The following is a 25842-nucleotide window of genomic DNA, read 5'->3' as shown; positions in this document are numbered from 1 at the left end:
TCGGCCCCGGTTCGATGTGACGTTGAAACGCGAGTTGCGCCGCTCTGGGTAACGGTTGAGTCAATGCCGCCTACGACACCTTACGGTGAGTAGTGCTTGTGGGATAACGTCCCCGCCCAGACCGGGTCAACGGTCCGGTCCGTTGCCGCCTCGGCTTTCGCCAGGCGGCACCGGACTTCTGGACGGAGGAGGGTTTCCAGCCTTGAGGCAAAACTTCGTGCGCGTCCTCGGCAGCGTCGCCATCGCGACGCTCATCGCCGGCGGCGCCAGCGCATGCAAGCAGGACGAGGGCACGTCGGGTGGTTCCGCCAACAAGGCGTGCGACCTCAAGATCGGCTTCTTCGGGGCGCTGTCCGGCGCCGACGCTGGCCTGGTGACCCCGATGAAGCAGGGCGCCGACCTCGCAGTGGAGAAGTACAACGCGGAGAACGCGGACTGCAAGGTGACCGTCGCGCCGTTCGACTCGCAGGGTAAGGCGGACCTCGCGGGTGGTCTGGCGACCAGCGCGGTGGCCGACACGAAGATCGTCGGCATGATCGGCCCGGCCTTCTCCGGTGAGAGCGAGGTCGGCAACCCGATCTTCGACACCGCGGGCCTGGCCACCATCACCCCCTCGGCCACTCGGCCGAGCCTTTCGAGCAAGAACTGGAAGGTCTTCCACCGCGGCGTGGGTAACGACTTCTCCCAGGGTCCGGCGATCGCCAGCTACATCAAGAACGTGCTGAAGGCCGAGAAGGCGTTCGTCATCGACGACCAGTCGGCGTACGGCGCGGGCCTGGCCGACGAGGCCAAGAAGGGCCTCGGCTCGGTGGTCATCGGCACCGACAAGGTGGTCGACAACGCGCAGGAGTTCGGCGCGCAGATCTCGCGGGTCAAGACCAGCGGCGCGACCGTCCTGTTCTACGCCGGCTACACCGAGGAGGCTGCGCCGTTCCTCAAGCAGCTGCGGGCTGGCGGCTGGAAGGGCACCTTCATCGGCGGCGACGGCATCAACGACGCCAACATGCTGTCGGTGGCCGGTCAGAAGGACGTCGAGGGCACCATCGCGACCTGCCCGTGTGGCCCGGCCACCGCGGCCAAGGGCACCTTCGTGACCGACTTCAAGGCCAAGTACAGCGTCGACCCGGGCGTGTACGCGGACGTGTCGTTCGACCTGGCGAACATCTACCTTGAGGCGATCAAGGCCGGCAAGACCAGCCGGGCCGACATCCAGGCCTTCCTCTCCACCTACAACAAGGCCGGTTCCGCCTCGGGCGTGACCTACAAGTGGGAGCCCAACGGCGAGCTCGACCCGGCGCAGGTCAAGGTGTGGGCCTTCAAGGCCGTCAACGGTGCCTGGGCTCCGGATGTGGAGATCCCGAAGGCCTGATCCCGTTCGGGGTTTCCAGGTTTGAGGGCGTGACGAAAAGAGTTGTCCGGTGCGGTCGGGGTGCAACCCCGGCCGCACCGCCTCAACGCAACACCCTTCGGAGCATCGGTGGACTTTGCAGAACTCGTCCGGGGCTTCCCGGAACTGACCACAACCGGGTTGGTGCAGGGTGCGATCTACGCGCTCATCGCCCTCGGCTACACCCTCGTTTACGGCGTACTCCGCCTGATCAATTTTGCGCACTCCGAGGTCTTCATGATTGGCACGTTCGCTGCCATCTGGACCTGGGCCGCGTTCGGTCTTGACAGCAACAGCGGCGCCCCCTCGGTGTCCCGTGCCCTGCTTCTGATCGTTCTCGCGATCCTCGCTGCCGCGCTGCTGTCCGGCAGCGTCGCACTGCTGATCGAGGTCACCGCGTACCGGCCGCTGCGCCGGCGAAACGCACCACCGCTGGCCTTCCTGATCACCGCCATCGGTGCCTCGTACGCGCTGACCGAGCTGCTGGGGACGCTGACCCAGCGCCGCCAGGTCGGCTCGCCGGCCCTGCTGCCCACCGAGACGCTGATCGACATCGGTGGCTGGCACGTCACGCCGGTGCAGGTGCTGACGTTGGTCGTGGCCGTGCTGATGATGATCGGCCTGGACTGGTTCGTGAACCGCACCCGCTTCGGTAAGGGCATCCGCGCGGTCGCGCAGGACGCGAACACCGCCGCGCTGATGGGTGTCAACAAGAGCCGCGTGATCGCGCTGGTCTTCGTGCTGGGCGGCCTGATGGCCGGTGTCGCCGCGGTGTTCAGCGACATGAAGAGCGGCAACACCCGCTACAACATCGGCTTCCTGCTCGGCATCAAGGCGTTCTCGGCCGCGGTGCTCGGAGGCATCGGTAACCTGCGCGGCGCGGCGATCGGTGGTCTGCTGCTCGGCCTGGTCGAGAACTACGGCTCGGCGCTGTTCGGCTCGCAGTGGCGGGATCTCATCGCCTTCCTGGTGCTGATCGCGCTGTTGATGTTCCGGCCGACCGGCCTGCTGGGCGAGTCGTTGGGGAGGGCGCGAGCATGACCGCTCTGCGAGAGCGCTGGCATTCCGCGTCGGGTGCTGTCGGTCGGCGCGTGGACGCGCTGCCGAAGTCCGCCCGGATCACCGGACTGCTGGCCTTCATTGCCTTCCTCTACGTCCTGCCGAACAAGTGGTTCTACGAGTACCTGAACATCCCGGGTATCTGGATCCCGCTCTACACCACCCGTAACGACATGGCCGCGGTGCTGTTCTACTGCGCCTGGATCGTGCTGCTCTCCCTCGGCCTCAACGTGGTCGTCGGCTACGCGGGTCTGTTGGACCTCGGGTTCTTCGGCTTCTTCGCCGTCGGCGCGTACACCGTGGCGTTGCTGACGTCGCCGGAGAGCAAGCTCATCACCGAGTACAACTGGTTCGAGAGCCCCTGGCCCTGGCTGGTCACGGTGCCGATCGCCATCGCTCTGGCGCTGCTGTCCGGTGTGCTCCTGGGCGCCCCGACGCTGCGGCTGCGCGGCGACTACCTGGCGATCGTGACGCTCGGCTTCGCCGAGATGATCCGGATCATCGCGAAGAACCAGGACTGGGTCCTCAACGGCGACCGCGGTATCCCGCAGGTGGGGCACCCGCCGGGCAACTACCCGGACGGGAAGGCCATCTTCCAGTTCGAGTTCAAGCCGTACTACTGGCTGCTGCTCTCCGTGATCATCATCGCCGTCCTCCTGATCCGGAACCTGGCCAACAGCCGGGTCGGCCGGGCCTGGGTGGCGATTCGTGAGGACGAGGACGCGGCGGAGCTGATGGGCGTACCGACGTTCCGCTTCAAGCTGTGGGCGTTCGCCATCGGCGCGGCGGTCGGCGGTCTGTCCGGCTCGTTGTGGGCCGGCCAGGCCAACTTCGTCAACTCCTCGACGTTCTCGTTGGAGAATTCGATCCTGGTGCTGGCGGCGGTCCTGCTCGGCGGTGCGGGCAGCATCGGCGGGGCGATCCTCGGTGGCTTCCTGGTCATCTACATCCCGGAGTGGCTGCGGTCGGTGGGTGACGTCTTCGGTCTGCCGGAGGTGGCCACCATCTTCGGCAGGGACTTCGACGTCAGCCCGACGTCGCTGCGTTACTTCATCTTCGGGGTACTGCTGATCATCGTGATGATCTTCCGGCCGCAGGGTCTGTGGCCGAACCGGCGGCGGGCCGCCGAGCTCAAGGATCGGCAGAAGGAGGTGGCTGTCGTTGAGTGAGCCACAGATGGGTAGCGCGCGCGACGTCACCAGCGAGCGCGACATGGCGCTCGACGCACGGACGACGGTGGGTAGCCCCCCGGAGACCTCGTCGACGCCGGACGACAGGGTGGGCGAGCCGGCCCCGACCGACGGCCGCAAGCCGCTGCTCGAGGTCGATCACGTCACGCTGCGCTTCGGCGGCGTGGTGGCCCTCAACGACGTCAACTTCACCCTCTACGAGGGTGAGATCCTCGGCCTGATCGGGCCGAACGGCGCGGGCAAGACCACCTGCTTCAACGCGATGACGGGCGTCTACGCCCCGACCACCGGGCAGATCCGGTTCCGGGGCGAGAAGGTCAGCGGCCGCAAGCGGTTCCAGATCACTCAGCTGGGTATCGCGCGTACCTTCCAGAACATCCGGCTGTTCCCGGAGATGACGGCTCTGGAGAACGTGCAGGTCGGCGCGGACGCGAACCACAAGACCAGCGTCCCGAGCGCGCTGCTCCGGCTGCCGCGGCACTGGCGGGAGGAGCGGCAGGGCCGGGAGAAGGCGCGCGCACTACTGGACTTCGTGGGCATCCAGGGTCGGTCCGGGGATCTGGCCCGGAACCTGTCCTACGGTGACCAGCGTCGTCTGGAGATCGCCCGGGCCCTGGCCACCGACCCCGCGCTGCTCTGCCTCGACGAGCCGGCCGCCGGCTTCAACCCGGCCGAGAAGGTGGCCCTGCTGGAGCTGATCCGCAAGATCCGCGACACGGGGACCACCGTCCTGCTGATCGAGCACGACATGCGACTCGTCATGGGCGTGGTGGACCGGCTGGTCGTGCTGGAGTTCGGGCAGAAGATCGCTGAGGGGTCGCCGGCCGAGGTGCGCGACAACCCCAAGGTGATCGCCGCCTACCTGGGAGGTGCCGAGGATGCTGCTTGAGATCGAGAACCTGAAGCTGCTCTACGGCCGCATCGAGGCGTTGCACGGCATCAGCCTGCATGTCGACCAGGGCGAGATCGTGGCACTGATCGGTGCGAACGGTGCGGGCAAGACCACCACCATGAAGGCGATCTCCGGGCTGCACGCCATCTCCGGCGGCAGCATCAAGTTCGATGGCACCGATGTCAGTCGGCTCCGCGCCGACCTGCGGGTGATCCGGGGGATCGGGCAGTCGCCCGAGGGGCGTGGTGTCTTCCCGGGCATGACGGTGCTGGAAAACCTGGAGATGGGCGCGTACACCCGCAAGGACAAGGCCGGCATCACCTCGGATCTCGCGATGGTGTTCGACCTGTTCCCGCGGCTGCACGAGCGTCGCAAGCAGGCCGGTGGCACGCTCTCCGGCGGTGAGCAGCAGATGCTCGCGGTCGGCCGGGCGCTGATGACCCGACCGAAGCTGCTGCTGCTGGACGAGCCGTCCATGGGGCTCGCGCCCAAGCTGATCCAGCAGATCTTCGAGATCATCACCCGGATCAACGAGCAGGGCACCACGATCCTGCTGGTTGAGCAGAACGCCCAGCAGGCGCTCTCCCGGGCGCACCGCGGGTACGTGTTGGAGACCGGCCGGATCGTCAAGGAGGGCACCGGCCAGGAACTCCTGCACGACCCGGCGGTCAAGGAGGCGTACCTCGGCGTGGCCTGACGGCACCGCTGGCGCGGGGGTGGGCAGCGACGCTGCCCGCCCCCGCGTCCGTATCACCCGCGTTCGTGTCGGTCACCGGCTGCGCGTTCGCGGCGATGTCGGTGCGACGGACTAGAGTCGCTGCCGTGACAGCTACGACACCGCGCCTGCTTCTCGTCGACGGACACTCCCTGGCATACCGGGCTTTCTTCGCCCTGCCGGTGGAAAACTTCTCCACCACGACGGGGCAGCCGACCAACGCGGTGTACGGCTTCACCTCGATGTTGATCAACGTGCTGCGTGACGAGCAGCCCACGCACATCGTGGTCGCCTTCGACGTCTCCCGCCGTTCCTTCCGCACGGACAAGTACGCGGAGTACAAGGCCGGCCGTAGCGAGACGCCGACCGACTTCAAGGGCCAGGTCAGCCTGGTCAAGGAGGTCCTGGCGGCGTTGCAGATCCCCGTGGTCGAGAAGGAGGGTTACGAGGCCGACGACGTCATCGCCACGTTGGCCTGCCAGGCCCGCGACGAGGGCATGACGGTGCTCATCAGCAGCGGCGACCGGGACGCGTTCCAGTTGGTCGGCGACCAGGTCACCGTCCTCTACCCGCGTAAGGGCGTCTCCGACCTCGCGCGGATGGACCCGGCGGCGATCGAGGCGAAGTACGGCGTCGGGCCGGAGCGCTACCGCGACCTGGCCGCCCTGGTCGGCGAGACCAGCGACAACCTGCCCGGCATCCCCGGCGTCGGCCCGAAGACCGCGGCCAAGTGGATCACCACGTACGGCGGGGTCGAGGGCGTGATCGCCCGCGCCGACGAGATCAAGGGCAAGGCCGGCGACAGCCTGCGCGAGCGGCTCGCCGACGTGATCCGCAACTACGAGCTCAACCGCCTGGTCTCCGACCTGGAGCTGCCCCTGCGCCCGGAGGACACCCGGTGGACCGGCTGGGACCGGGAGGCCGTGCACCAGGTCTTCGACACCCTGGAATTCCGGATCCTGCGTGACCGGCTCTACCAGTATCTGGAAGCGGTGGAGCCGGAGGCCGAGTCCGGCTTCGACCTCACCGGTGAGCTGCTCACCGAGCCGGGCGCGCTGACCGGTTGGTTGGCCGCGCACGCCCCGTCCGGCACCCCGGTCGGGTTGGCGGTCAAGCTCGACACCGGCCCCAACCGCCGGCACACCGCCTCGGTCACCGGTCTGGCGCTGGCCACCGCCGGCGGCGCGGCGGCCTGGGTCGACCCGACCGGGCTCGAGCCGGCCGACGAGGGCGCGCTGGCCGGTTGGCTGGCCGACCCGCAGCGGCCCAAGGTGCTGCACGACAGCAAGCCGGCCGTGCTGGGCTGCGCCGCGCACGGCTGGGATCTGGTCGGCATCGTCCGCGACACCCAGATCGCCGCCTACCTGGCCCGTCCCGACCAGCGGTCGTACGACCTGACCGACCTGGCGCTGCGCTACCTGCACCGCGAGTTGCGCGTGGACGTGCCGGAGACCGGCCAGCTCACCCTCGACGGGCTGGGCGACGAGGGCGTGGCCGAGCAGAACCTGATGCTCCAGGCCCGGGCCACCCTCGACCTGGCCGACGCGATCGACGCCGAGTTGTCCCGCGACGGTGAGCAGTCCGCCCGGCTGATGGCCGGTGTGGAGCTGCCGCTGATGCGGGTGCTGGCCAGCATGGAGAGCACCGGCATCGCCGCCGACACCCACTACCTCTCCGAGCTGGAGGCGCACTTCGCCGCCGAGGTGAAGGCCGCGGCTCAGGGCGCGTACGAGGCGGTGGGCCGGGAGTTCAACCTCGGCTCGCCCAAGCAGTTGCAGGAGATCCTCTTCACCGAGCTGGGCCTGCCCAAGACCAAGAAGATCAAGACCGGGTACACCACCGACGCGGACGCCCTGCAGTGGCTGTACGCGCAGAATCCGCACCCGGTGCTCGCTCACCTGCTGCGCCACCGGGACGTGGCGAAGCTCAAGTCGACCGTCGACGGGCTGCTCAAGTCGGTCTCCGACGACGGCCGGATCCACACCACCTTCAACCAGACGGTGGCGGCGACCGGGCGGCTCTCGTCCACCGAGCCCAACCTGCAGAACATCCCGATCCGCACCGAGGAGGGCCGGCGGATCCGCCGGGCCTTCGTGGTGGGGGAGGGCTACGAGTGCCTGCTCACCGCCGACTACAGCCAGATCGAGATGCGCATCATGGCGCACCTGTCCTCGGACGACGCGCTGATCGAGGCCTTCAACTCCGGCGCCGACTTCCACGCCGCCACCGCCTCGTCGGTCTTCGGGGTGCCGGTCGACCAGGTCACTCCGGACCAGCGGCGCAAGATCAAAGCGATGAACTACGGCCTGGCGTACGGGCTGAGCGCGTTCGGGTTGTCCCAGCAGCTCAGCATCAACACCGAAGAAGCGCGCGGGCTGATGGAGAACTACTTCGCCGGCTTCGGCGGGGTGCGCGACTACCTGCACCAGGTCGTCGCCCGGGCCCGCCAGGACGGCTACACCTCGACCATCCTGGGCCGCCGCCGCTACCTCCCCGACCTGGTCAGCGACAACCGGCAGCGCCGCGACATCGCCGAGCGGATGGCGCTCAACGCCCCGATCCAGGGCTCGGCGGCCGACATCATCAAGGTGGCGATGCTGCACGTCGACACCGCGCTGGGCGAGGCCGGGCTGCGCTCCCGGATGCTGTTGCAGGTGCACGACGAGTTGGTCTTCGAGGTCGCTCCGGGTGAGCGGGAGGCATTGCAGGCGTTGGTCCGGCGGGAGATGGGTGCGGCGTACCCGCTGTCGGTGCCGCTGGAGGTGTCGGTCGGTGAAGGTCGGGACTGGAACAGCGCGGATCACTGAGTCCTTGGTGGTTGCGGTGTGGGGGTTCCGGGGCAGCCCGACCCACTCCGGGCGGTCAGGCTTGATCCCTGCGCGGGTCAGGCTGCCCCGGAACCCCTGACCCGGTCGCCCTGGTCGCGGCCCCCGTGGCGTGGTGAATCAAAGTGGTGGGGCTGGCCCTGCTGGGCCAGCCCGTCAGTCATTTCAGGGGGTCGTGGCCCCAGTTCATGAGTGACCAGCGCCATTTGGTGTCGCGGACGTCGCCGGAGGGGCGCTGGGCCATGTGTCGGTGGACGTAACCGACCACCTTGCGCATGTGCTTGTAGTCGCCCTCGGACAGGTCGGCGCGCTTGCGGCGCAACAGGTTGATGATCTTTCGGCCGGATTCGTGCCCGACCGACTCGCCGCCGCCCGAGCGACCGCCCTTGTGCCAGCCAACCTGCTTCGACTCGTCGCTCTCCAGCCACGTGGACAACTCGCGGGGCTTCATGTTCACCGCCTCGGTGAACTCCCGGTAGGTGTCGCGGCCATCGTCACTTTTGCTCATGACGCAGCGCCTCCGGTCGATGGGCCACCTCGCGGTCCGTTTCGTCGCTGCGGACCCGGTACTGCGGGTCGTCGGCGGACGCGTTCACCGCCCGCCCGCGGATCCGCGTCCGCTCGGTGATCTCCTCCTGCACCACGCCGTACGCCCGGCTGCCGTGGCTCGACCAGGAGACATGGTCGCCCTTGTGGAACCTCTGCTCGGCCATGCGCCTCGGCTACCCGCCACCAACGTGGCGAAACAGCAGGTCGGGTGACGTGGCTAGGGGGTTATCTCGGCGATCGGCAGTTTGATGTCGAACGGTTCGCCCAGCTCGATCACGTCGGCGCCGTCGGTGATCAGCTCGTACTGCCGCTCACCGCCGGGACCCACCCGGTCGCCGATCCGGTACGCGTAGACGTGCACCGGGTCCTGCTCGATGCGCCAGTAGTAGGGGATGCCGGCGGCGGCGTACTCGCCGGGCTTCGCGAACCGGTCGATTCGTCGCGTGCCGGGCGAGACGATCTCCACGGCGAGGACGACGTCCTCCGCCCGCAGCTTGGATCGGGTGGAAGCAACACTCGCTCGCCGCAGCAGGACGTCTGGCTGTCGGCTGGTGTTGGAGCTCAGTCCGACCCCGATGGCTTGGACGACCCGAAGGTCAGCCGGCACATGCTGCAGCAGCCAGTGTGCGAGTAGTAGTGAGATGTCTTGATGGCCCAGGGTGGGGGAGGGTGTCACCTGGATGACGCCATCGACGAGTTCGACGCGGGGGGCGTCGTCCGGCAGGTCGAGCAGGTCCGCGACCGTGTAGTCGGCCTGCTGCTGCCGCATCAGGTCGGGCTGCCAGAGGCCCGGTGGCGCCGAGGCCGGCCCTGCGTTCATCTGGACAACGTAACGCCGGTCAGTCCGGTGCCCATCGGACCGCGGGTCCGACGCGCTCAGTCGTTGGGCTTTTCGGTGACGAAGATGGCGGTGCCGGGGAAGAGCCGTCCGCGCAGCGGGCTCCACTGCCCCCAGATCCCCTCGTGGTCGTCCGGCCACTCCGGCTCGACGAGGTCCAGCAGTCGGAACCCGGCTCCGACCAGTTCGCGGATCCGGTCGCCGAGGGTGCGGTGCTGCTCGACGTACGTGGCCGCGCCGGCCTCGTCCTGCTCCACATAGGGGGAGCGGTCGAAGTACGAGTGCACCGCGGTCAGCCCGCCCTCGCCTGGATCGTCGAGGAAGATCCAGCGCATCGGGTGGGTCACCGAGAACACCCAGCGGCCGCCGGGGCGCAGCACCCGGTGCACCTCGGCGAGCAGGGCCGCCGAGTCGTCCACGAACGGGATCGCGCCGAACGCGGTGCAGGCGAGGTCGAACGACCGGTCGGCGAACGGCAGGGCGAGCGCGTCGGCCTGCACCAGCGGCACGCGTACCCCCGTGCGGTCTGCGGCCTCGGCGGCGTGCCGCAACATGCCGGCGGACAGGTCGAAGGCGACCGGCCGGGCACCCTGGGTGGCCAGCCAGCGAGCGGCGGCCGCCGCGCCGCAACCCACCTCCAGCACCTGCCGGCCCGGCAGGTCGCCGAGCAGCCGGGCGTCGGCCTCGCGCAGCCCCTCCGGGCACCAGACAAAGTCCACGTCGCCGAGGAACGCGCCGTGCTCGGCCTGGTAGTCGTCGGCGTCGGTGTCCCACCAGCCGCGGTTGGCGCGGCGGGCCTCGGCGTCACCCACCCGGCGCCGGGTCACCCGGCTGTCGTCATCCACGCGCTCACGCTAGGCCCCGGCGTCACCTCCGTGCGCCCTGGGCCGGGCCGACCCGCCGGAGTCTTGCCGTCACTCCTGCGGTGGTGCTGGCGGGACGGCTGTGACGCACGAGACAGGAGGGGTCGTTTCCGGGTGATTGTTCGCCTTTCGCAGGTCACCGCACGTCGAGGAGACGGGAGGGCTTGCACGCTGTGGTAATGCGCACGGTAGGCTAGACGATGCGCTCGCGGATCGTGTGTCTCGGCAGGGAGCAGGTGCGCGGTCGACGGAGCACATCATGATCCCACTAGGTGATCTCTCGGTGTGCCCGGCGACGGATCCGCTGGCGCGAACAGGTCACTGCGACACCAGCCTGCTGTGACAACCCATCCGACCGGAGCAACCGCCCACATGACGAGCAGCATCGAGGCCCCCTCGAGCGCCACCCGGGTCACCCACGACGATCTCGGTTCCGAGGAGGCTTTCCTCGCCGCGATCGACGAGACCATCAAGTACTTCAACGACGGCGATATTGTCGAAGGCACCGTCGTCAAGGTCGATCGGGACGAGGTCCTGCTCGACATCGGCTACAAGACCGAGGGTGTCATCCCCTCTCGTGAGTTGTCGATCAAGCACGACGTGGACCCCGCCGAGGTTGTGACGGTTGGTGACCACATCGAGGCCCTGGTCCTTCAGAAGGAGGACAAGGAGGGTCGTCTGATCCTCTCCAAGAAGCGGGCGCAGTACGAGCGGGCCTGGGGCACGATCGAGAAGATCAAGGACGAGGACGGCGTCGTCCGCGGTTCGGTCATCGAGGTGGTCAAGGGCGGCCTCATCCTCGACATCGGGCTGCGCGGCTTCCTGCCCGCCTCCCTGGTCGAGATGCGGCGCGTGCGCGACCTGCAGCCGTACGTCGGGCGGGAGCTCGAGGCCAAGATCATCGAGCTGGACAAGAACCGCAACAACGTGGTTCTGTCCCGCCGTGCCTGGCTCGAGCAGACGCAGTCCGAGGTGCGCACCGAGTTCCTCAACAAGCTGCAGAAGGGCCAGGTCCGCAAGGGCGTCGTGTCCTCGATCGTCAACTTCGGCGCCTTCGTGGACCTCGGCGGCGTTGACGGTCTGGTGCACGTCTCCGAGCTGTCCTGGAAGCACATCGACCACCCGTCCGAGGTTGTCGAGGTGGGCCAGGAGGTCGAGGTCGAGGTCCTGGACGTCGACCTGGACCGCGAGCGGGTCTCGCTGTCGCTGAAGGCGACCCAGGAGGACCCGTGGCGTCAGTTCGCCCGCACCCACGCGATCCAGCAGATCGTGCCGGGTAAGGTCACCAAGCTGGTCCCGTTCGGTGCGTTCGTCCGGGTGGACGACGGCATCGAGGGCCTGGTCCACATCTCCGAGCTGGCCGAGCGCCACGTGGAGATCCCGGAGCAGGTCGTCCAGGTCGGCTCCGAGGTCATGGTCAAGGTCATCGACATCGACCTGGAGCGTCGTCGGATCTCGCTGTCGCTCAAGCAGGCCAACGAGGGCTTCGTCGAGGGCGAGGAGCACTTCGACCCGACCCTCTACGGCATGGCCGCGACGTACGACACCGAGGGCAACTACATCTACCCGGAGGGCTTCGACCCCGAGACGGGCGAGTGGCTCGAGGGGTACGACAAGCAGCGCGAGACCTGGGAGAACCAGTACGCCGAGGCCCGTCAGCGTTGGGAGGCCCACACCAAGCAGGTGCAGACCTCTCGCGCCGCCGACGCCGAGGCCGCTGCCAACCCGGCTCCGCCGGTCGCCACTGGTGCCAGCACCAGCACGACCTCCTCGTCCAGCCCGGCCCCGAGCCGGCAGGCCGAGGAGCCGGCCGGCACCCTAGCCACCGACGAGGCGCTCGCCGCTCTGCGGGAGAAGCTCGCCGGCGGTAAGTGACCCGCTGAACGACGACGGGCCCCGTCCCCGCGATCTTCGGATCGTCGGGGGCGGGGCCCTCGCCGTTACCCGCGCTGCGCGCGTCGCGCGCCCGCCCGCCTGCGCCCGCGCGATCGTGCTCGATCCTGGATGTAGTGGGGTCGCCGTCGTCCGGAGGCCACTACATCCTGGATCGAGCGCGATCATCCGCTGCGGGACGGCTCGGCCGACCCCGATCGTGACGGGTTTGGCGGCGGGGCTGGTGATCCGGTTGACTGGTCCGGTGCTGAGGGTGGGATTGACCGGTGGGATCGGGTCGGGCAAGAGCGCGGTGGCCGCGCGGTTGGTCGAGCAGGGTGCGGTGCTCATCGACGCCGATCGGGTGGCCCGGGAGGTCGTCGCACCGGGCACCGAGGGGTTGGCCGAGATCGTCGCCGCCTTCTCCGGGCGGGTGCTGACCGCCGACGGTGAGCTGGACCGCGCCGCGCTGGGCGCGGTCGTGTTCGCTGACGAGACCGCCCGTCGCCGGCTGGAGGCGATCACCCATCCTCGGGTTCGGGCCCGCACCGCCGAGCTGGTCGCCGCGGCGCCACCCGACGCGATCGTCGTGAGCGACGTACCGCTGCTGGTCGAGGTGGGTCTCGCTCCCACGTACCACCTGGTGCTCGTGGTGCAGACGGCCGTGCCGACCCGACTGGCGCGCCTGGAGCGCGACCGGGGGATGGATCGCGCGGAGGCCGAGCGGCGGATCGCCGCGCAGGCCGACGACGTCCGTCGTCGCGCGGCTGCGGACGTGGTGCTGACCAACGACGGGAGCCGCGAGGACCTGCACGCCGCCGTCGACACGATCTGGCGGCAGCGGCTGGTGCCCTACGAGCGCAATCTGCGGGAGCGGCGGGTGGTCCCGCCGTGCCGGGTCGACCCGGCCGAGACCGACCCGAGCTGGCCGGAGCAGTACGCCCGGCTGGCCGCCCGGATCCGGCACGCCCTCGCCCCGGCCGACCTGAGGGTCGATCACATCGGCTCGACCGCGGTGCCCGGCCTCGTCGCCGATGACGTCATCGACGTGCAGGTGGCCGTCCCCAACCTCGCCGAGGCCGACGGGCTGCTGGCCGACCGGTTGGCCAACGCGGGGTTTCCGCGGGTGCCCGGGCAGTGGTGGGACGATCCACGGCCGGCTGGCAGCGGCCGGTGGGAGAAGCGGCTGCACGGCGGTGCCGACCCGGCCCGTCCGGTGCGCGTGCACCTGCGGGCGGCCGACTCGCCGGGCTGGCGGTACGCGCTGCTGATGCGCGACCACCTGTGCGCCGACCCGGGCCAACGGGCCGCGTACCTGCTGCTCAAGCGCGAGCTGGTCGATTCGGCGCCGGCCGTCAGCGGCCCCGGGACGGCCCGCGACCCCTGGTTCGACGAGGAGTATCTGCGGGCCGAGCAGTGGGCCGCGCAGACCAACTGGCGGCCCTGACCGCCCGTCGCGCGGCCTGACCCCTCAGGGTGTGCCGGGTCGTCGGCCGGCGGCGGGTCGCGGTTTGCCGGTCGGTCGGGTGGCGGCCGCCGGGCGCGGTGCCTTGCCCAGTCGAGGCACCGCTGCGGGCGTGAGGTCCAGCTGCGCCCACGCCCCGGGGCCGGTGCGCAGCTCCAGTCGGCGCAGCGAACCGCTCCGATCGATCCAGTAGCGCACCGACGATATGCCCGCGGGTAGCTCGATGACGTCCACGACCCGTCCACCGGCGACGTCCTCCCGGATCCGCACGGGCGCGCCGCTCTGCCCGGTGGCGCCGTCGAGGGTCACCGCCGTGTTGAGCAGCAGGCTCAGGTCGTCCGCGCCGGAGCGGGTGAACGTCCACGCCCGGCCCGGCGTCGCCGGTAGTGGTGGGCGCCCCGGCGACTCCGCGGTGCCGCCGCCGCCGGCCGTGGCGGGCACGTCCGCCCGGCCGAGGCCGGCCGTGTCCCGCCACAGCAGGGTCCGTCGATCCGGTACGCCCAGGTCGGCGACCGCCAGGTAGGCGGTGCGGGCGGTCCAGCTCAACCAGCCGGTGCCCCGCAGATTGGTGTCGGTGCCCACCGGTGCGGTCAGCGTCAGCGCGGCGCCTCTCTCGACCCGCAGTCGGGCCGGTAGCCGGGTCAACCGGTTCTGCTCGGCGTTGGTCAGCGCGCGGGGCAGCCCTGGTCGGCCACCGAGCGCGTCCACCGGGCGCAGCGTCGGCCGGTCGGCCCGGTTGAGGGTCACCGTGACCGGGCCGACGCCGGGCAGTCGGGCAACCAACTTGTGCAGCCGGGCGTCCCGGTCGAGCCAGTAGCGGGGTCGCTCGTCCGGGGCGTCGCCGGTCGGTCCGGTGCTCGCCGCGCTGGCCGGGGCCGGGCCGCTGGCGGTGGGCAGCGGCGCCTGGAGGACGTCCACCGGCTCGGCCGCGATGGTGTCCCGGGCGACCCAGCGGGCACCGCCGTGCGGCGGCGTCGGGGTCGGGTCCGGGCGGTCGGCGGCGAGGCCGAGGAGCAGGTCCAGCACCGGCGCCAAGGGCCGGCCGGGTGGCAGGTCGTGCAGCCGCCAGCGGTCCGATGGCGGCACCAGTGGAGGCGCCGCGGGGGTGGGCACCGCCGCCGGGTCCGGCCGGATCATCACGACCGGGCCGGCGGTCTGCAGCAGGCCCCGCTCGGGGCCCGCGCCCGGCCCGCCGACGTCGAGGTAGAGCAGCGGCCGCGACCAGTCCACCCAGCCCACCAATTCGGTACGGGCGGCGCCGGTGCCGGCCGTGACGCGGACCCCGGCGCGCAGGTCCCGGAGGTTGGTGACCCGCATCGCGGCCAGCCGCTCGCCCTCCGAGACGGTCAGCGGCCGGGCCGGCTCGGGTGGGTCGGGGGCCCAGCTCAACAGCCCGATCACCAGCGCTGTCGCGGACGTCACCGCGGCCAGGCCGAGCAGCAGCAGCACCGTCCGCCGACGGCGGCTGACCGGGGTCGGGCCGGCGGCGTCGGTGATCTGGGACGCGCCCCGGGGATCGGTGTCGGGTGCCGGGGGCGCAGAGGTGTCGTCCACGGAGGTGAAACGGGCGGAACGGCGCCGGGGTGACGAGATAGGGGCGCTCGCGGCGGCCGGTCTGCGCCTCGAGCGCGACCACACGGGTGCGCACGCCGGACGCGCCGGGTGCTGCGACCGCAGTGCCGGGGGCGGCCGGCCGTGATGACGGCCCGGCCACCGGCCCGGTCGGCCGCCGCGAGCGGCCTACATCGAGAGGGTAGTCCCGGTGACATGTGCCACACAATGGGAATATTGAAGCTGATCACGTACCCGGCGTGACGGCCGATCCTGTCGGACCTCCGGCGTACCGTTGGAGTCATGGCGCTTGACATTCCCCGGCTCGACAACCGCTTCCAGGTCGTCAGTGAGTTTCAGCCGGCCGGCGACCAGCCGGCCGCCATCGACGACCTTGAGCGTCGGGTCCGGCGCGGCGACCGTAACACGGTGCTGCTCGGCGCGACCGGCACCGGCAAGAGCGCCACCACCGCGTGGTTGATCGAGCGGCTGCAGCGCCCAACGCTGGTGCTCGCCCCCAACAAGACGCTCTGCGCGCAGCTCGCGAAGGAGTTCAGCGAGCTGCTGCCGCACAATGCCGTCGAATACTTCGTCTCGTACTACGACTACTACCAGCCCGAGGCGTACATTCCGCAGACCGACACCTACATCGAGAAGGACTCCTCGATCAACGAGGAGGTGGAGCGTCTGCGGCACTCGGCGACGATGTCGCTGCTGACCCGCCGCGACGTGATCGTGGTGGCGACCGTGTCGGCGATCTACGGCCTGGGCACCCCGGAGGAATACCTCAACCGGGCGGTCCGGGTGCAGATCGGGCAGGAGCTCGACCGCGACCAGTTGCTGCGCAGGCTGGTCGACATCCAGTACACCCGCAACGACATGGCCTTCAACCGGGGCACCTTCCGGGTCCGCGGTGACACGCTCGAGATCATCCCGGCGTACGAGGAGCTGGCGATCCGGATCGAGCTGTTCGGTGACGAGGTGGAGAAGCTCTACTACCTCAACCCGTTGACCGGTGACGTGGTCCGCGAGGTCGACCAGCTGGTGATCTTCCCGGCCACCCACTACGCGGCCGGTCCGGAGCGGATGGAGCGGGCGATCCGCGACATCGAGGTGGAGCTGGCCGAGCGCCTCGCCGAGTTGGAGCGGCAGGGCAAGCTGCTGGAGGCACAGCGGCTGCGCATGCGCACCACCTACGACATCGAGATGATGCGGCAGGTGGGCTTCTGCTCCGGCATCGAGAACTACTCGATGCACATGGACGGGCGTCTGCCCGGCAGCCCGCCGCACGCCCTGCTCGACTACTTCCCTGACGACTTCCTCACGGTGGTCGACGAGTCGCACGTGACGATCCCGCAGATCGGCGGCATGTACGAGGGCGACGCCTCGCGCAAGCGGATGCTCATCGACCACGGCTTCCGGCTGCCCAGCGCGGCCGACAACCGGCCCCTGCGCTTCGACGAGTTCCTGGAGCGGGTCGGCCAGATGGTCTATCTCTCCGCGACCCCGGGCTCATGGGAGATGGAGCAGGCCCAGGGCGAGTTCGTCGAGCAGGTCATCCGCCCGACCGGTCTGATCGACCCGGAGGTCGTGATCAAGCCGACCAAGGGCCAGATCGACGACCTGATGCACGAGATCAAGCTGCGTACCGAGCGGGACGAGCGGGTGCTGGTCACGACGCTGACCAAGAAGATGGCCGAGGACCTGTCGGACTACCTGCTCGAGAACGGCATCCGGGTGCGCTACCTGCACTCCGAGGTCGACACGCTGCGCCGGGTGGAGTTGCTGCGCGAGCTGCGCAAGGGCGACTACGACGTGCTGGTCGGCATCAACCTGCTCCGTGAGGGTCTCGACCTGCCCGAGGTGTCGCTGGTGGCGATCCTGGACGCCGACAAGGAGGGCTTCCTGCGCAGCGGCCGGTCGCTGATCCAGACCATTGGCCGGGCCGCCCGTAACGTCTCCGGCCAGGTGCACATGTACGCCGACAAGATCACCCCGTCGATGGCGAACGCGATCGACGAGACCGATCGGCGTCGGGCCAAGCAGATCGCGCACAACGAGGCGCACGGCATCAGCCCGGAGCCGCTGCGTAAGAAGATCCACGACATCCTGGACGACATCTACCGGGAGGCGGAGGACACCGAAAACTCCCGTGTCGGTGGCGCGGTCCGCCAGCTCTCCCGGGGCAAGGCGCCGGTGAAGGAGACCCGCAGCCGGAGCCGGGCCGCCACGACCACCACCTCGCGGGAGGGGATGGCCCGAGCCGACCTGGCCCAGCTGATCCAGGAGCTCAACGACCAGATGCTGGCCGCGGCCCGCGAGCTGCAGTTCGAGCTCGCGGCCCGGATCCGCGACGAGGTCGTCGACCTGAAGAAGGAGCTGCGCGGCATGGACGCCGCCGGCGTGAAGTGACACCACCCCGGCGGCCCTGACCCCGCACAGGGGTCGGGTGCGGCCGGTCGGGACGCACGGAGGGCGGCGGGGTGACGGCGCTGGAGCCAGTGGGCGAGTTGGTTCTCGGGCTGCCCGATGCTCGGTTGCGCCCCTTCGTGACCCGGTACGTCGGCTACCGGGAACGCGCGGCCCTGCCGCTGGTCCGCCGGGAGACGGCGGGCGCCTTCGTGGTGCTGATCCTGGGCTGGGGGGCCCCACTGGACGTGACCGACCCGCGCAGCGCCGAGCGCGGTGCCCACCGGGTCGACTCCTTCGTGGCCGGCACCTTCGACGGGTGGTGCACCACCCGCACGGTGGGCCTGGGGGAGGGGGTCGAGCTGCTGCTCGCGCCGCTGACCGCCCGCCGGCTCCTCGGCCTGCCGCTGAGCGAGCTGACCAACCGGGCGGTGGCCGTCGGGCACCTTCCGGGCGGGTGGTTGGGCCGGCTGCGCAGCCGGCTGGGCCACGCCGGCGGCTGGCCCGAGCGGTTCGCGCTGCTCGACGCGGCGCTCGCCGCCCGGCTGGCCGCGTCACCGCCGGTGGACGCCCGGCTCGACTGGGCATGGCGGTGGCTGGTCGCCAATGGCGGGCGCGGCGGGATCGGGGCGCTCGCCGACGAGCTGGGCTGGAGCCGCCGGCATCTCGCGTCCCGGTTCCGGCAGGAGGTCGGCCTGCCGCCCAAGACGACCGCGCGACTGCTGCGCTTCCAGCACGCGTACGCCGAGCTGACCAGCGGCGGGTCGGCGATGGGCGCTGGGCAGCTCGGGGGCGTCGCGGGGCTGGCAGGCGGGTGGGCCGAGGTGGCGGCGCGCCACGGCTACTACGACCAGTCCCACCTGATCCGCGATTTCCACCAGTTCGCCGGGGTCACCCCGGCCGCGCTGTTGGCCGCGAAGTCCACGCCGGTCGGCTGACGCCGCTCCCGGGGCGGACGGGACCTGGTCACATTCGTCCAATCCCCACCCGCGCTGGCAGGTGCAGACTCAGGACATGCGAACCATCTATCCCATCTTCCGGTACCCCGATCCCCATGCCGCCATCGACTGGCTCCGCTCCGCCTTCGGTTTCGAGGCGCACGCCGTCCACGAGGCACCGGACGGCAGCGTCGCGCACGCCGAGCTCGTCCTCGACACCGGCATGATCATGTTGGGTGGTCGGGCCGCTGAAGCGCCTCGGCCGGCCGACGACGGCTGGTCGGTCTACGTGGCAGTGCCGGACGTCGACGCGCACTGCGCCCGGGCCCGTGCCGCCGGGGCGGAGATCATCCGGGAGCCGTACGACACCGACTACGGCTCCCGGGACTACTCCGCCCGCGATCTGGCCGGCAACGTCTGGGCCTTCGGCACCTACCGCCCCTAACCAACCCCGCCCCCCGCTCGGTCGATCATGGGGTTGTGGTGGGTGTTCGATGCAGACCTGCGCCTTTCGCGCGGCACCGCAACCCCATGATCGACGCGGCGAGGTTGGGCGGCTCGGCGACGGTTGGCGCGGCGGGGAACGGCAGGTGCGGGCCGGTTTGGTCGGTCGACGAGGCGACCGGATCGGTAGCGGTGTGCGAGCACGCTATTGCACTGGGTGATCGTCCTGCGTACTCTCCCTCGGTGGGGAGGCCGGGATGCCGCTGCCAACAAGTCCTGTCATTCGACGCGCACGTCTCGGCGCTGAGCTGCGTCAGCTACGTCGACGCGAGGCGCTGACCCTGGAGCAGGTCTGTGACCGGCTGGGCTGGGCGTCGACGTCGAAGCTGTCCCGCATCGAGCTGGGTCAGAGCCGACCGGATCTCGCCGATGTGCTGGACCTGCTGGACATCTACCAGGTGGCGAGCCCGGCCCGGGAGGCGCTGATCGTGATCGCCCGGGACGCCGCCACCAGCCGTGGCTGGTGGAAGACGCTGGGCGAGATGAGCGAGCGGCAGCGCACCTACGCCGAGCTGGAGGCGGGCGCGGCCCGCATCGTGGAATACCAGCCGGCCGTCGTGCCCGGGCTGCTCCAGACGCCGGCGTACGCCCGGTTGCGGGTCGCCGCCGGGGCTCTGCTCACCCCGGAGCTCGACGTGGAGGCCGAGGTACGGGCCCGGGGGCTGCGGCAGGAGGTGCTGCGCCGCACGGACCCGCCGCACTACACGGCGGTGCTCGCCGAGGCGGCGTGCGACCCGGTCGACCTGCCGGTCTCGGTCTGGCGGGAGCAGTTGCGGCACCTGGTCGCCGTGACCGGGCTGGCCCACGTGACGGTCCGTCTGCTGCCCCGCAGCGCGACGGCCGCCGGCGGGCTGCACCCGCTCACCCCGTACTCCTGCTACGCCTTTCCCGACCCGGCGGACCCGCGGACGGTGATGCTGGAGGCGTTGACCACCGACGTCCGCCTGGCCACGGTGGTCGACGTGGACCGCTACGAGAGGATGACCGAGGTGCTGCTGGCCGCTGCGCTGTCACCGGAGGAGACGGTCACCGCGCTGGCCCGCCGCGTCGGCGAGTAGGGCCTGAGGGGCCGCGTCGCGCGGCCACCGGGCCCGGCGCCCCCGAGCCCGCCGGGACCGGTGGTCGGCGCGTGCGAGGGGCACGATAACCGCGGGGTACGACAGCTCCACTCAGGCCGGTACGTCGATGAAGTGCTCGACCCGAGGCGGCCCGTCGAAGTGCGGCCCGATCAGCGCGCGCCACTGCGTGAACCGATCGGTGGCCCGGAAGTTCTTCTCGTGCGCCTCGACCGAGTCCCATTCGACCAGCAGCACGAACCTCGACGGGGACTCGATCCCCCGGGTCATCCGTACCGAGTGGAGGCCGGGCGTGCCGGCGAGCACCGCGTGCGCCTGGGCGTACGCGGCGGCGAAGGCGTCCTCGTGTCCGGGCAGTACGTCGATGAGCGCGACTTCAAGCACCATGCGGGAAGCCTCCCACGGCGGGTGTTTCCGACCGTGCCGTGGGGTCTGTTCCGCCGTGGGCGGTGGCCCTATCGTGAGTGCCCGGGAGGGCATTGTGATCATCGATTGGCTGTCCGGCACCGCGTTCCAGGTGGCCGGCACCGGCACCACCTGGGCGGAGCTGCTGGGGTTCGCCACCGGCGTGCTCAACGTCTGGCTGGTGGCCCGGCAACGCATCGCGAACTGGCCGGTCGGCATCGCGAACGTGCTGCTGCTGATGCTGGTGTTCTGGAGCAGCGGCCTGTACGCCGACGCCGGGCTCCAGGTCGTCTACGTGGCGCTGGGCTGCTACGGCTGGTGGCACTGGCTGTTCGGTGGCGAGCAGCGCACCCGGCTCACGGTGAGTCGGACCGGGCGGCGGGAGTGGCTGGCGCTCGCCGTCGTCGGGGTGCTGCTCACCGGTGGCATCTGGGCCCTGCTGGACCGGGCCACCGACTCGACCGTGCCGCTGCCGGACGCGTTGACCACGGCGTTGTCCCTCCTGGCCACGTACGGGCAGACCCGCAAACGGGTGGAGAGCTGGTGGCTGTGGATCACCGCTGACCTGATCTACATCCCGCTCTACGCGTACAAGGGGCTGCACCTGACCGCGGCCCTCTACGTGGTCTTCCTCGCCCTCTGCGTGCTGGGGCTGCGCGCCTGGCGGGCCGACCTGCGTGCGGCGGACCGACCGACCCCGGTCGCGCCCGGCCCAGCCCCGGTCACCTCGTGATCGAACGGATGGCGGGCCGTCGGCCGACGCCGGGCGCGGCGGAGTTCGGGCACGGGATGGTGGTGGGCAAGTTCTATCCACCGCACGCCGGGCACCACGCGCTGATCGCGGCCGCCGCGGCCCGCTGCGCCACGGTCACCGTGGTGGTGGCGCCCGCGCGTCGCGAGTCGATCCCGCTCGAGTCGCGGCTCGATTGGTTGCGGGAGGTGCACGCGGACACCCCGTGGGTGCGGTTCGTGGGCCGGTACGACGACCACCCGGTGGACTACGCCGACGCGGCGGTCTGGGACGCGCACTGCGCGCTCTTTCGCGAGGCGGTCGGTGCGGAGGTGGTGGACGCGGTCTTCTCCTCCGAGGCGTACGGCATGGAGTTGGCCCGCCGCTTCGACGCCGTACCCGTGTCGGTGGATCCGGACCGGCGGACCGTGCCCGTCTCGGGCACCGCGGTGCGCGCGGACCCGGCGGGTCACTGGCGGTGGCTCAGCCCGCCGGTGCGCGCCTGGTTCGTGCGACGGGTGGTGGTGGTCGGCGCCGAGTCGACCGGGACCACCACGATGGCCAGGGCGCTCGCCGCGCACTATCGCACTGGCTGGGTGCCGGAGTACGGCCGGGAGCTGACCGCCCGCAAGCTGGCCCGACTGCGCGAGCATTCGCCTGCGGCGAGCGTCTTCGACGTCACGTGGGACCGGGACGACTTTCGCGCGGTGGTCCGCGAGCAACAGGCCGCCGAGGACGCGGCAGCCCGCTCGTCGGGGCCGCTGCTGATCTGCGACACCGACGCGCGGGCCACCGCGGTCTGGGAGGAGCGGTACCTCGGCAGCGCGTCGTCGGCGGTCCGGGCGGCGGCCCGTCGGCCGGCGCTGTACCTGCTGACCGATCACCGGGATGTGCCCTTCGCCGACGACGGGCTGCGCGACGGGGAGCACCTGCGCGCCTGGATGGCCGGGCGGTTCCGCAGCGAACTGGCCGGGTGTGGCGTGCCGGTGGTGGAGCTGGTCGGGTCGCACGACGAGCGGCTGGCCCGGGCGGTGGCGGCCTGCGACGCGCTGCTGGCCGCCGGCTGGGCACTCACCGACCCTCTCGTCGCACCCGACTCGCACTAGCCTCCTAGGACGCCCGAGCGGGTGTGCCACCCGACACGCGGGTGTGCCGCACGACGAGGTGGCCGGGGACACCGGGTGCCCGAGGTGCGATCACGGCGCGTGGTGGCGCACAATGGTGATCGAGGAGGGGAGTATTCCCTCGCGACGAAGTCGTCAGCACGGTCGACCGCCGGCACCACGGTGGCCCGACCCGGCTCCGTCGGTCGCCGTCCGTTCGTGGTCGGGGGCGGAAGAGACCTCCGACAGTCACCAGAGTGAGCGACAGCGGCACACCGGCCCTTCCGAGGGCGATACGGTGTGCCCGACGCCGCGTGTCTGCCGGAGGAATGAACGTTGGACGTGTCCGGATTGGTGTGGGCGGGGACCCTCGTCGCACTGACTGCGGTTCTGCTCGTCGACCTATTGATCATCGGTCGGCGCCCGCACGAGCCGAGTGTGCGTGAGTCGAGCCTCTGGGTCGCCTTCTACGTCGGCTTGGCCCTGCTCTTCGGCGCGGGCGTCTGGCTGACCGCAGGGGCGAGCCCGGCCGGGCAGTTCTACACCGGCTGGCTGACCGAGTACAGCCTGTCGGTGGACAATCTCTTCGTCTTCGTGATCATCATGGCCCGCTTCGGGGTGCCTCGGCAGTACCAGCAGAAGGTCCTGCTCGTCGGGATCGTGCTGGCGCTGGTGATGCGCGGCGGGTTCATCGCCGCCGGCGCCGCGTTGATCTCGCAGTTCTCCTGGGTCTTCTACATCTTCGGCGCGTTCCTCATCTACACCGCGATCAACCTGGCCCGCCAGGGCGAGCCGGACGAGGACGAGTTCTCCGAGAACCTGTTGATCCGGTGGAGCCGCAAGGCGCTGCCCATCTCCAAGAACTACGACGGCGCGAAGCTGACCACGCACTCGACCGGCCGGCGGCTGTTCACCCCGATGCTGATCGTCATGATCGCGATCGGCACCACCGACCTGATCTTCGCTCTGGACTCGATCCCGGCGATCTTCGGTATCACCCAGGAGCCGTACCTGGTCTTCACCGCGAACGTCTTCGCGCTGATGGGCCTGCGCCAGCTCTACTTCCTGCTCGGTGGGCTGCTCGACCGGCTGATCTACCTGAGCTACGGGCTGGCCGTGGTGCTCGGCTTCATCGGGGTCAAGCTGGTGCTGGAGGCGTTGGCCGACAACAACCTGCCGTTCATCAACGGCGGGGAGCACGTGGGTTGGGCACCGCACATCCCGATCTGGCTCTCGCTGCTGGTCATCCTCGGCACGCTGGGTGTCGCCACCGCCGCGAGCCTGATCAAGTCCGCTCGGGACCGCCGTCGGGAGCTGACCGAGGCGCGGGGCTGACCCGGCGCCGGCCGGGCGCGGGGACGCGCCCGGCCGGGGTCAGACCCGGTGCGCGCCGACCAGGGTGGCGGTCCGCTCGGCCGGCAGTGGCTCCTCCAGCACCCGGCGGTGCCGGTAGCAGGCGTGCAGCATCCGTCGGTGGTCGTGGTCGCCGGGGGTGGCGGTGACGATGCCGATGTGGTGGATCTTGCCGCCGGGGCGGGCGAAGAAGTAGAGGTCGCCGGGGCGTTCCGCGCCCAGCGGTAGCGGGGTGGTGGCGACGGCCTGGTCGTCGGCGTCGCGGGGCAGCATCACCCCGAACCGCCGCCAGGCCAGGTGCACCAGCCCCGAGCAGTCGATGCCGTACGCGGAGAGCCCACCCCACACGTAGACCACGTCGAGCAGCCGCTGGGCGACCGCGAGCACCTCCTCGGCGCTGGGCGGGCCGGTCGGCGCCGAGGCCAGCTCGTCGTCGGGCAGCCACAGGGGCGCGGCGTGACCGGGGACGTGCAGCGGTCGCCAGCCGGCCTCCGCCGGGCCGGCTGGGACGAGGCGGGTGCCGATGACCACGCCGGGCAGCACGACCGGGCCGGCCGGTGCGGCGCGCAGCTCGGTGACCGTCGCGTCCACCACCAGCGGGTCTCCGGCGCTGGCCGGGTCGACGGGGGCCAGTTGGTCGGTGGGCAGCCAGCCCGGGTAGCCCCGCGGGTCCAGTTTGGCGGCCGGCTGCTCGACGGCGACCACCCGCGCCCAGCCGTCCGGGCGTAGCTCGGTGACCAGCACGCGTTCGCCCAACAGGAGCTGGCTCAGCACGCAGTCGCCGACCTGCTCCTCGGTGTCCATGCCGGAGACCCAGGCCGGGATGTCGGTTTGTGCGGTGAGGGCCGGCCGGTCGACCTGGCGGACCGCCTCGGGGGAGGTCCACAGAGTCGCCACGGCGACCCGGACGACGGCCTCGCGGCCCGGTTGCAGCTCCACGTCAACCCCCAGCTCGTCTCGGCCGTTCTTCGAAACCTTATGAAAGAAACCAACGGGCTTCAACCGTGGGACTGAATCTTTACTTCATCCAGCCCGGAGATGCCCAGGCCGGGAGCGTCCGGCAGCACCACGGAGGCCGCCTCGTAGCGGATTCCGCCGCGCACCGGCGACCAGGCCAGCCACCAGGCGGCGTCGAGGTCGGAGACCGCGGTGGTGCCGTACGCGGCGACGAGGCTCGCCGCCGCGCCGATGCCAACCTGGCTCTCCATCATCGACCCGACGACGGTGCCCATGCCATGGGCGGCGGCCAACTCCAGCAGGGTGCGTGCTGGCTGCAGCCCGCCGCACTTGGCGAGCTTGACGTTGACCAGGTCGGCCGCTCGGCGGCGGATCACCTCGACCAGGTCGCGGACCCCGAAGACCGCCTCGTCGGCCAGGATCGGCACGGTCACCCGATCGCTCACCCAGGCCAGCCCGTCGAGGTCCCAGCGGGCCACCGGCTGCTCGACCAGTTCCACGTCGAGTCCGGCGTCCTCGATGCCGCGGATCACCCGGACCGCCTCGCGGGGCGTCCAGCCCTGGTTGGCGTCGAGCCGGATCAGGGCCTCGGGGCCGACCGCCGCGCGGACCGCCCGCACCCGGTCCAGGTCACCGGCCGCGTCGGTGCCGACCTTCAGCTTGAGCACACCGAAGCCGTCGGCCCGCCGCTGCCGCGCGGCCGCCGCCAGGTCCACCGCGTCGCCGGCGGCCAGCGTGACGTCCGTGGGCACCCGCAGGGTGGTGCCGCCGAGCAACCGCACCAGGGGTACGCCCAGCCGACGGGCCGCGAGGTCGTGCAGGGCGACGTCCACCGCGGCTTTCGCGGCCTCGTTGCCGACGACCGCGCGTTGCACCTCGGCGCAGCGGGCCACCAGGTCGTCCGGGTCGCGGCCGATGAGCAGCGGCCCGAGTAGTTCCCGCACGCACGCGGTGGCGCCGCCGACGGAGGCGCCGGTCACCTGCCAGACCTGCGGTGCCTCGCCGAAGCCGGATCGGCCGTCGGTGTCGACCAGCTCGACGACCAGTGTCTCCACTGTGGTCGTACGGCGTAGCGCGGTCACGAACGGGGTGTGTAAGGGGGCGGAAACCCGGTGGGTGCGTACCGCCGAGATCGTCATGTGGGGCACCCTATACGGAGGC

At 70.7% G+C, this 25842-nt stretch carries 22 protein-coding genes and 1 pseudogene; 15 read left to right on the top strand and 8 right to left on the bottom strand.

Annotated features, from left to right (window positions below; translation table 11 throughout):
* The first annotated feature begins 202 nt into the window (after positions 1-202).
* The 6 genes from V6V47_RS25935 (at position 203) to polA (ending at position 8050) form a co-directional block, all read left to right on the top strand.
* The gene (locus tag V6V47_RS25935) at positions 203-1369 is read left to right on the top strand and encodes a branched-chain amino acid ABC transporter substrate-binding protein (protein WP_334630981.1); all 1167 of its coding nucleotides are present in this window, start codon (positions 203-205) and stop codon (positions 1367-1369) included.
* A gap of 108 nt (positions 1370-1477) precedes the next feature.
* The gene (locus V6V47_RS25930; protein ID WP_334630980.1) at positions 1478-2428 is read left to right on the top strand and encodes a branched-chain amino acid ABC transporter permease; all 951 of its coding nucleotides are present in this window, start codon (positions 1478-1480) and stop codon (positions 2426-2428) included.
* Positions 2425-3615, top strand: coding sequence for a branched-chain amino acid ABC transporter permease (locus V6V47_RS25925; protein WP_334630979.1), 1191 nt, complete (start codon positions 2425-2427; stop codon positions 3613-3615). The genes V6V47_RS25930 and V6V47_RS25925 overlap by 4 nt, the downstream gene beginning before the upstream one ends.
* A gap of 109 nt (positions 3616-3724) precedes the next feature.
* Positions 3725-4525, top strand: coding sequence for an ABC transporter ATP-binding protein (locus V6V47_RS25920; protein WP_442934308.1), 801 nt, complete (start codon positions 3725-3727; stop codon positions 4523-4525).
* Positions 4515-5225, top strand: a complete 711-nt coding sequence (locus tag V6V47_RS25915; protein ID WP_334630977.1) for an ABC transporter ATP-binding protein — start codon at positions 4515-4517, stop codon at positions 5223-5225. Before V6V47_RS25920 ends, V6V47_RS25915 begins: the two co-directional genes overlap by 11 nt.
* Before the next feature lie 125 nt (positions 5226-5350).
* Positions 5351-8050 (top strand): DNA polymerase I, encoded by a 2700-nt coding sequence (polA, locus tag V6V47_RS25910; RefSeq protein ID WP_334630976.1) that lies wholly within the window; start codon positions 5351-5353, stop codon positions 8048-8050.
* Positions 8051-8231: 181 nt separating this feature from the next.
* On the opposite strand, the pseudogene V6V47_RS25905 reads toward polA, so the two are convergent.
* The 4 genes and pseudogenes from V6V47_RS25905 to V6V47_RS25890 all read right to left on the bottom strand — a co-directional run.
* A pseudogene (locus tag V6V47_RS25905) lies at positions 8232-8576 on the bottom strand (DUF3140 domain-containing protein); the annotation flags it as partial.
* Positions 8563-8781 (bottom strand): DUF2945 domain-containing protein, encoded by a 219-nt coding sequence (locus V6V47_RS25900; protein ID WP_334630974.1) that lies wholly within the window; start codon positions 8779-8781, stop codon positions 8563-8565. The pseudogene V6V47_RS25905 and the gene V6V47_RS25900, both read right to left, overlap by 14 nt.
* Positions 8782-8834: 53 nt before the next feature.
* On the bottom strand, positions 8835-9437 hold the full coding sequence (locus V6V47_RS25895; protein ID WP_334630973.1) for a Uma2 family endonuclease: 603 nt from the start codon (positions 9435-9437) through the stop codon (positions 8835-8837).
* Positions 9438-9493: 56 nt separating this feature from the next.
* Positions 9494-10300, bottom strand: a complete 807-nt coding sequence (locus V6V47_RS25890; RefSeq protein ID WP_334630972.1) for a class I SAM-dependent methyltransferase — start codon at positions 10298-10300, stop codon at positions 9494-9496.
* Positions 10301-10690: 390 nt separating this feature from the next.
* Here V6V47_RS25890 and rpsA point away from each other — a divergent pair, with 390 nt between their 5' ends.
* Both rpsA and coaE read left to right on the top strand, forming a co-directional pair.
* On the top strand, positions 10691-12193 hold the full coding sequence (gene rpsA / locus V6V47_RS25885; protein ID WP_334630971.1) for a 30S ribosomal protein S1: 1503 nt from the start codon (positions 10691-10693) through the stop codon (positions 12191-12193).
* Between the two features lie 262 nt (positions 12194-12455).
* Positions 12456-13637: a dephospho-CoA kinase gene (gene coaE / locus V6V47_RS25880; protein ID WP_334630970.1), complete on the top strand. Its 1182-nt coding sequence runs from the start codon at positions 12456-12458 to the stop codon at positions 13635-13637.
* Between the two features lie 24 nt (positions 13638-13661).
* On the opposite strand, the gene V6V47_RS25875 is transcribed toward coaE, so the two are convergent.
* Positions 13662-15209, bottom strand: a complete 1548-nt coding sequence (locus tag V6V47_RS25875) for a hypothetical protein (RefSeq protein WP_334630969.1) — start codon at positions 15207-15209, stop codon at positions 13662-13664.
* Positions 15210-15509: 300 nt separating this feature from the next.
* Here V6V47_RS25875 and uvrB point away from each other — a divergent pair, with 300 nt between their 5' ends.
* The 4 genes from uvrB to V6V47_RS25855 all read left to right on the top strand — a co-directional run bounded on the left by uvrB (position 15510) and on the right by V6V47_RS25855 (position 20115).
* The gene (uvrB, locus tag V6V47_RS25870; RefSeq protein ID WP_334630968.1) at positions 15510-17618 is read left to right on the top strand and encodes an excinuclease ABC subunit UvrB; all 2109 of its coding nucleotides are present in this window, start codon (positions 15510-15512) and stop codon (positions 17616-17618) included.
* Positions 17619-17689: 71 nt separating this feature from the next.
* Complete coding sequence (locus V6V47_RS25865) at positions 17690-18553, top strand: helix-turn-helix transcriptional regulator (RefSeq protein ID WP_334630967.1); 864 nt, start codon at positions 17690-17692, stop codon at positions 18551-18553.
* A gap of 76 nt (positions 18554-18629) precedes the next feature.
* Positions 18630-18998: a VOC family protein gene (locus tag V6V47_RS25860; protein ID WP_334630966.1), complete on the top strand. Its 369-nt coding sequence runs from the start codon at positions 18630-18632 to the stop codon at positions 18996-18998.
* 256 nt (positions 18999-19254) lie between these two features.
* Entirely contained in the window at positions 19255-20115 is an 861-nt protein-coding gene (locus V6V47_RS25855) for a helix-turn-helix domain-containing protein (RefSeq protein WP_334630965.1), read from the top strand.
* Positions 20116-20226: 111 nt separating this feature from the next.
* Here the strand turns inward: V6V47_RS25855 and V6V47_RS25850 are convergent, their stop codons facing one another.
* Positions 20227-20520, bottom strand: a complete 294-nt coding sequence (locus V6V47_RS25850) for an antibiotic biosynthesis monooxygenase family protein (protein ID WP_334630964.1) — start codon at positions 20518-20520, stop codon at positions 20227-20229.
* Positions 20521-20614: 94 nt separating this feature from the next.
* Between V6V47_RS25850 and pnuC the strand changes: the two genes are divergently transcribed.
* The 3 genes from pnuC (at position 20615) to V6V47_RS25835 (ending at position 23706) form a co-directional block, all read left to right on the top strand.
* Positions 20615-21271, top strand: a complete 657-nt coding sequence (gene pnuC / locus V6V47_RS25845) for a nicotinamide riboside transporter PnuC (RefSeq protein WP_334630963.1) — start codon at positions 20615-20617, stop codon at positions 21269-21271.
* Positions 21268-22374 carry an AAA family ATPase gene (locus V6V47_RS25840; RefSeq protein ID WP_334630962.1) on the top strand — a complete coding sequence of 369 codons (1107 nt, stop codon included), beginning with the start codon at positions 21268-21270 and terminating at the stop codon, positions 22372-22374. Before pnuC ends, V6V47_RS25840 begins: the two co-directional genes overlap by 4 nt.
* Positions 22375-22707: 333 nt before the next feature.
* The gene (locus V6V47_RS25835) at positions 22708-23706 is read left to right on the top strand and encodes a TerC family protein (RefSeq protein ID WP_334630961.1); all 999 of its coding nucleotides are present in this window, start codon (positions 22708-22710) and stop codon (positions 23704-23706) included.
* A gap of 39 nt (positions 23707-23745) precedes the next feature.
* Here V6V47_RS25835 and V6V47_RS25830 read toward each other — a convergent pair whose 3' ends face one another.
* Both V6V47_RS25830 and V6V47_RS25825 read right to left on the bottom strand, forming a co-directional pair.
* Complete coding sequence (locus V6V47_RS25830; protein ID WP_334630960.1) at positions 23746-24663, bottom strand: C40 family peptidase; 918 nt, start codon at positions 24661-24663, stop codon at positions 23746-23748.
* A 59-nt stretch (positions 24664-24722) separates the two neighbouring features.
* On the bottom strand, positions 24723-25820 hold the full coding sequence (locus tag V6V47_RS25825; protein ID WP_334630959.1) for a mandelate racemase/muconate lactonizing enzyme family protein: 1098 nt from the start codon (positions 25818-25820) through the stop codon (positions 24723-24725).
* Between the last annotated feature and the right edge of the window lie 22 nt (positions 25821-25842).

It is taken from the genome of Micromonospora sp. CPCC 205539, from assembly GCF_036906815.1.
Taxonomy (GTDB): domain Bacteria; phylum Actinomycetota; class Actinomycetes; order Mycobacteriales; family Micromonosporaceae; genus Micromonospora.
Note: the sequence above shows the minus strand (reverse complement) of the source record. Positions and strands in the feature narration are given on the sequence as shown.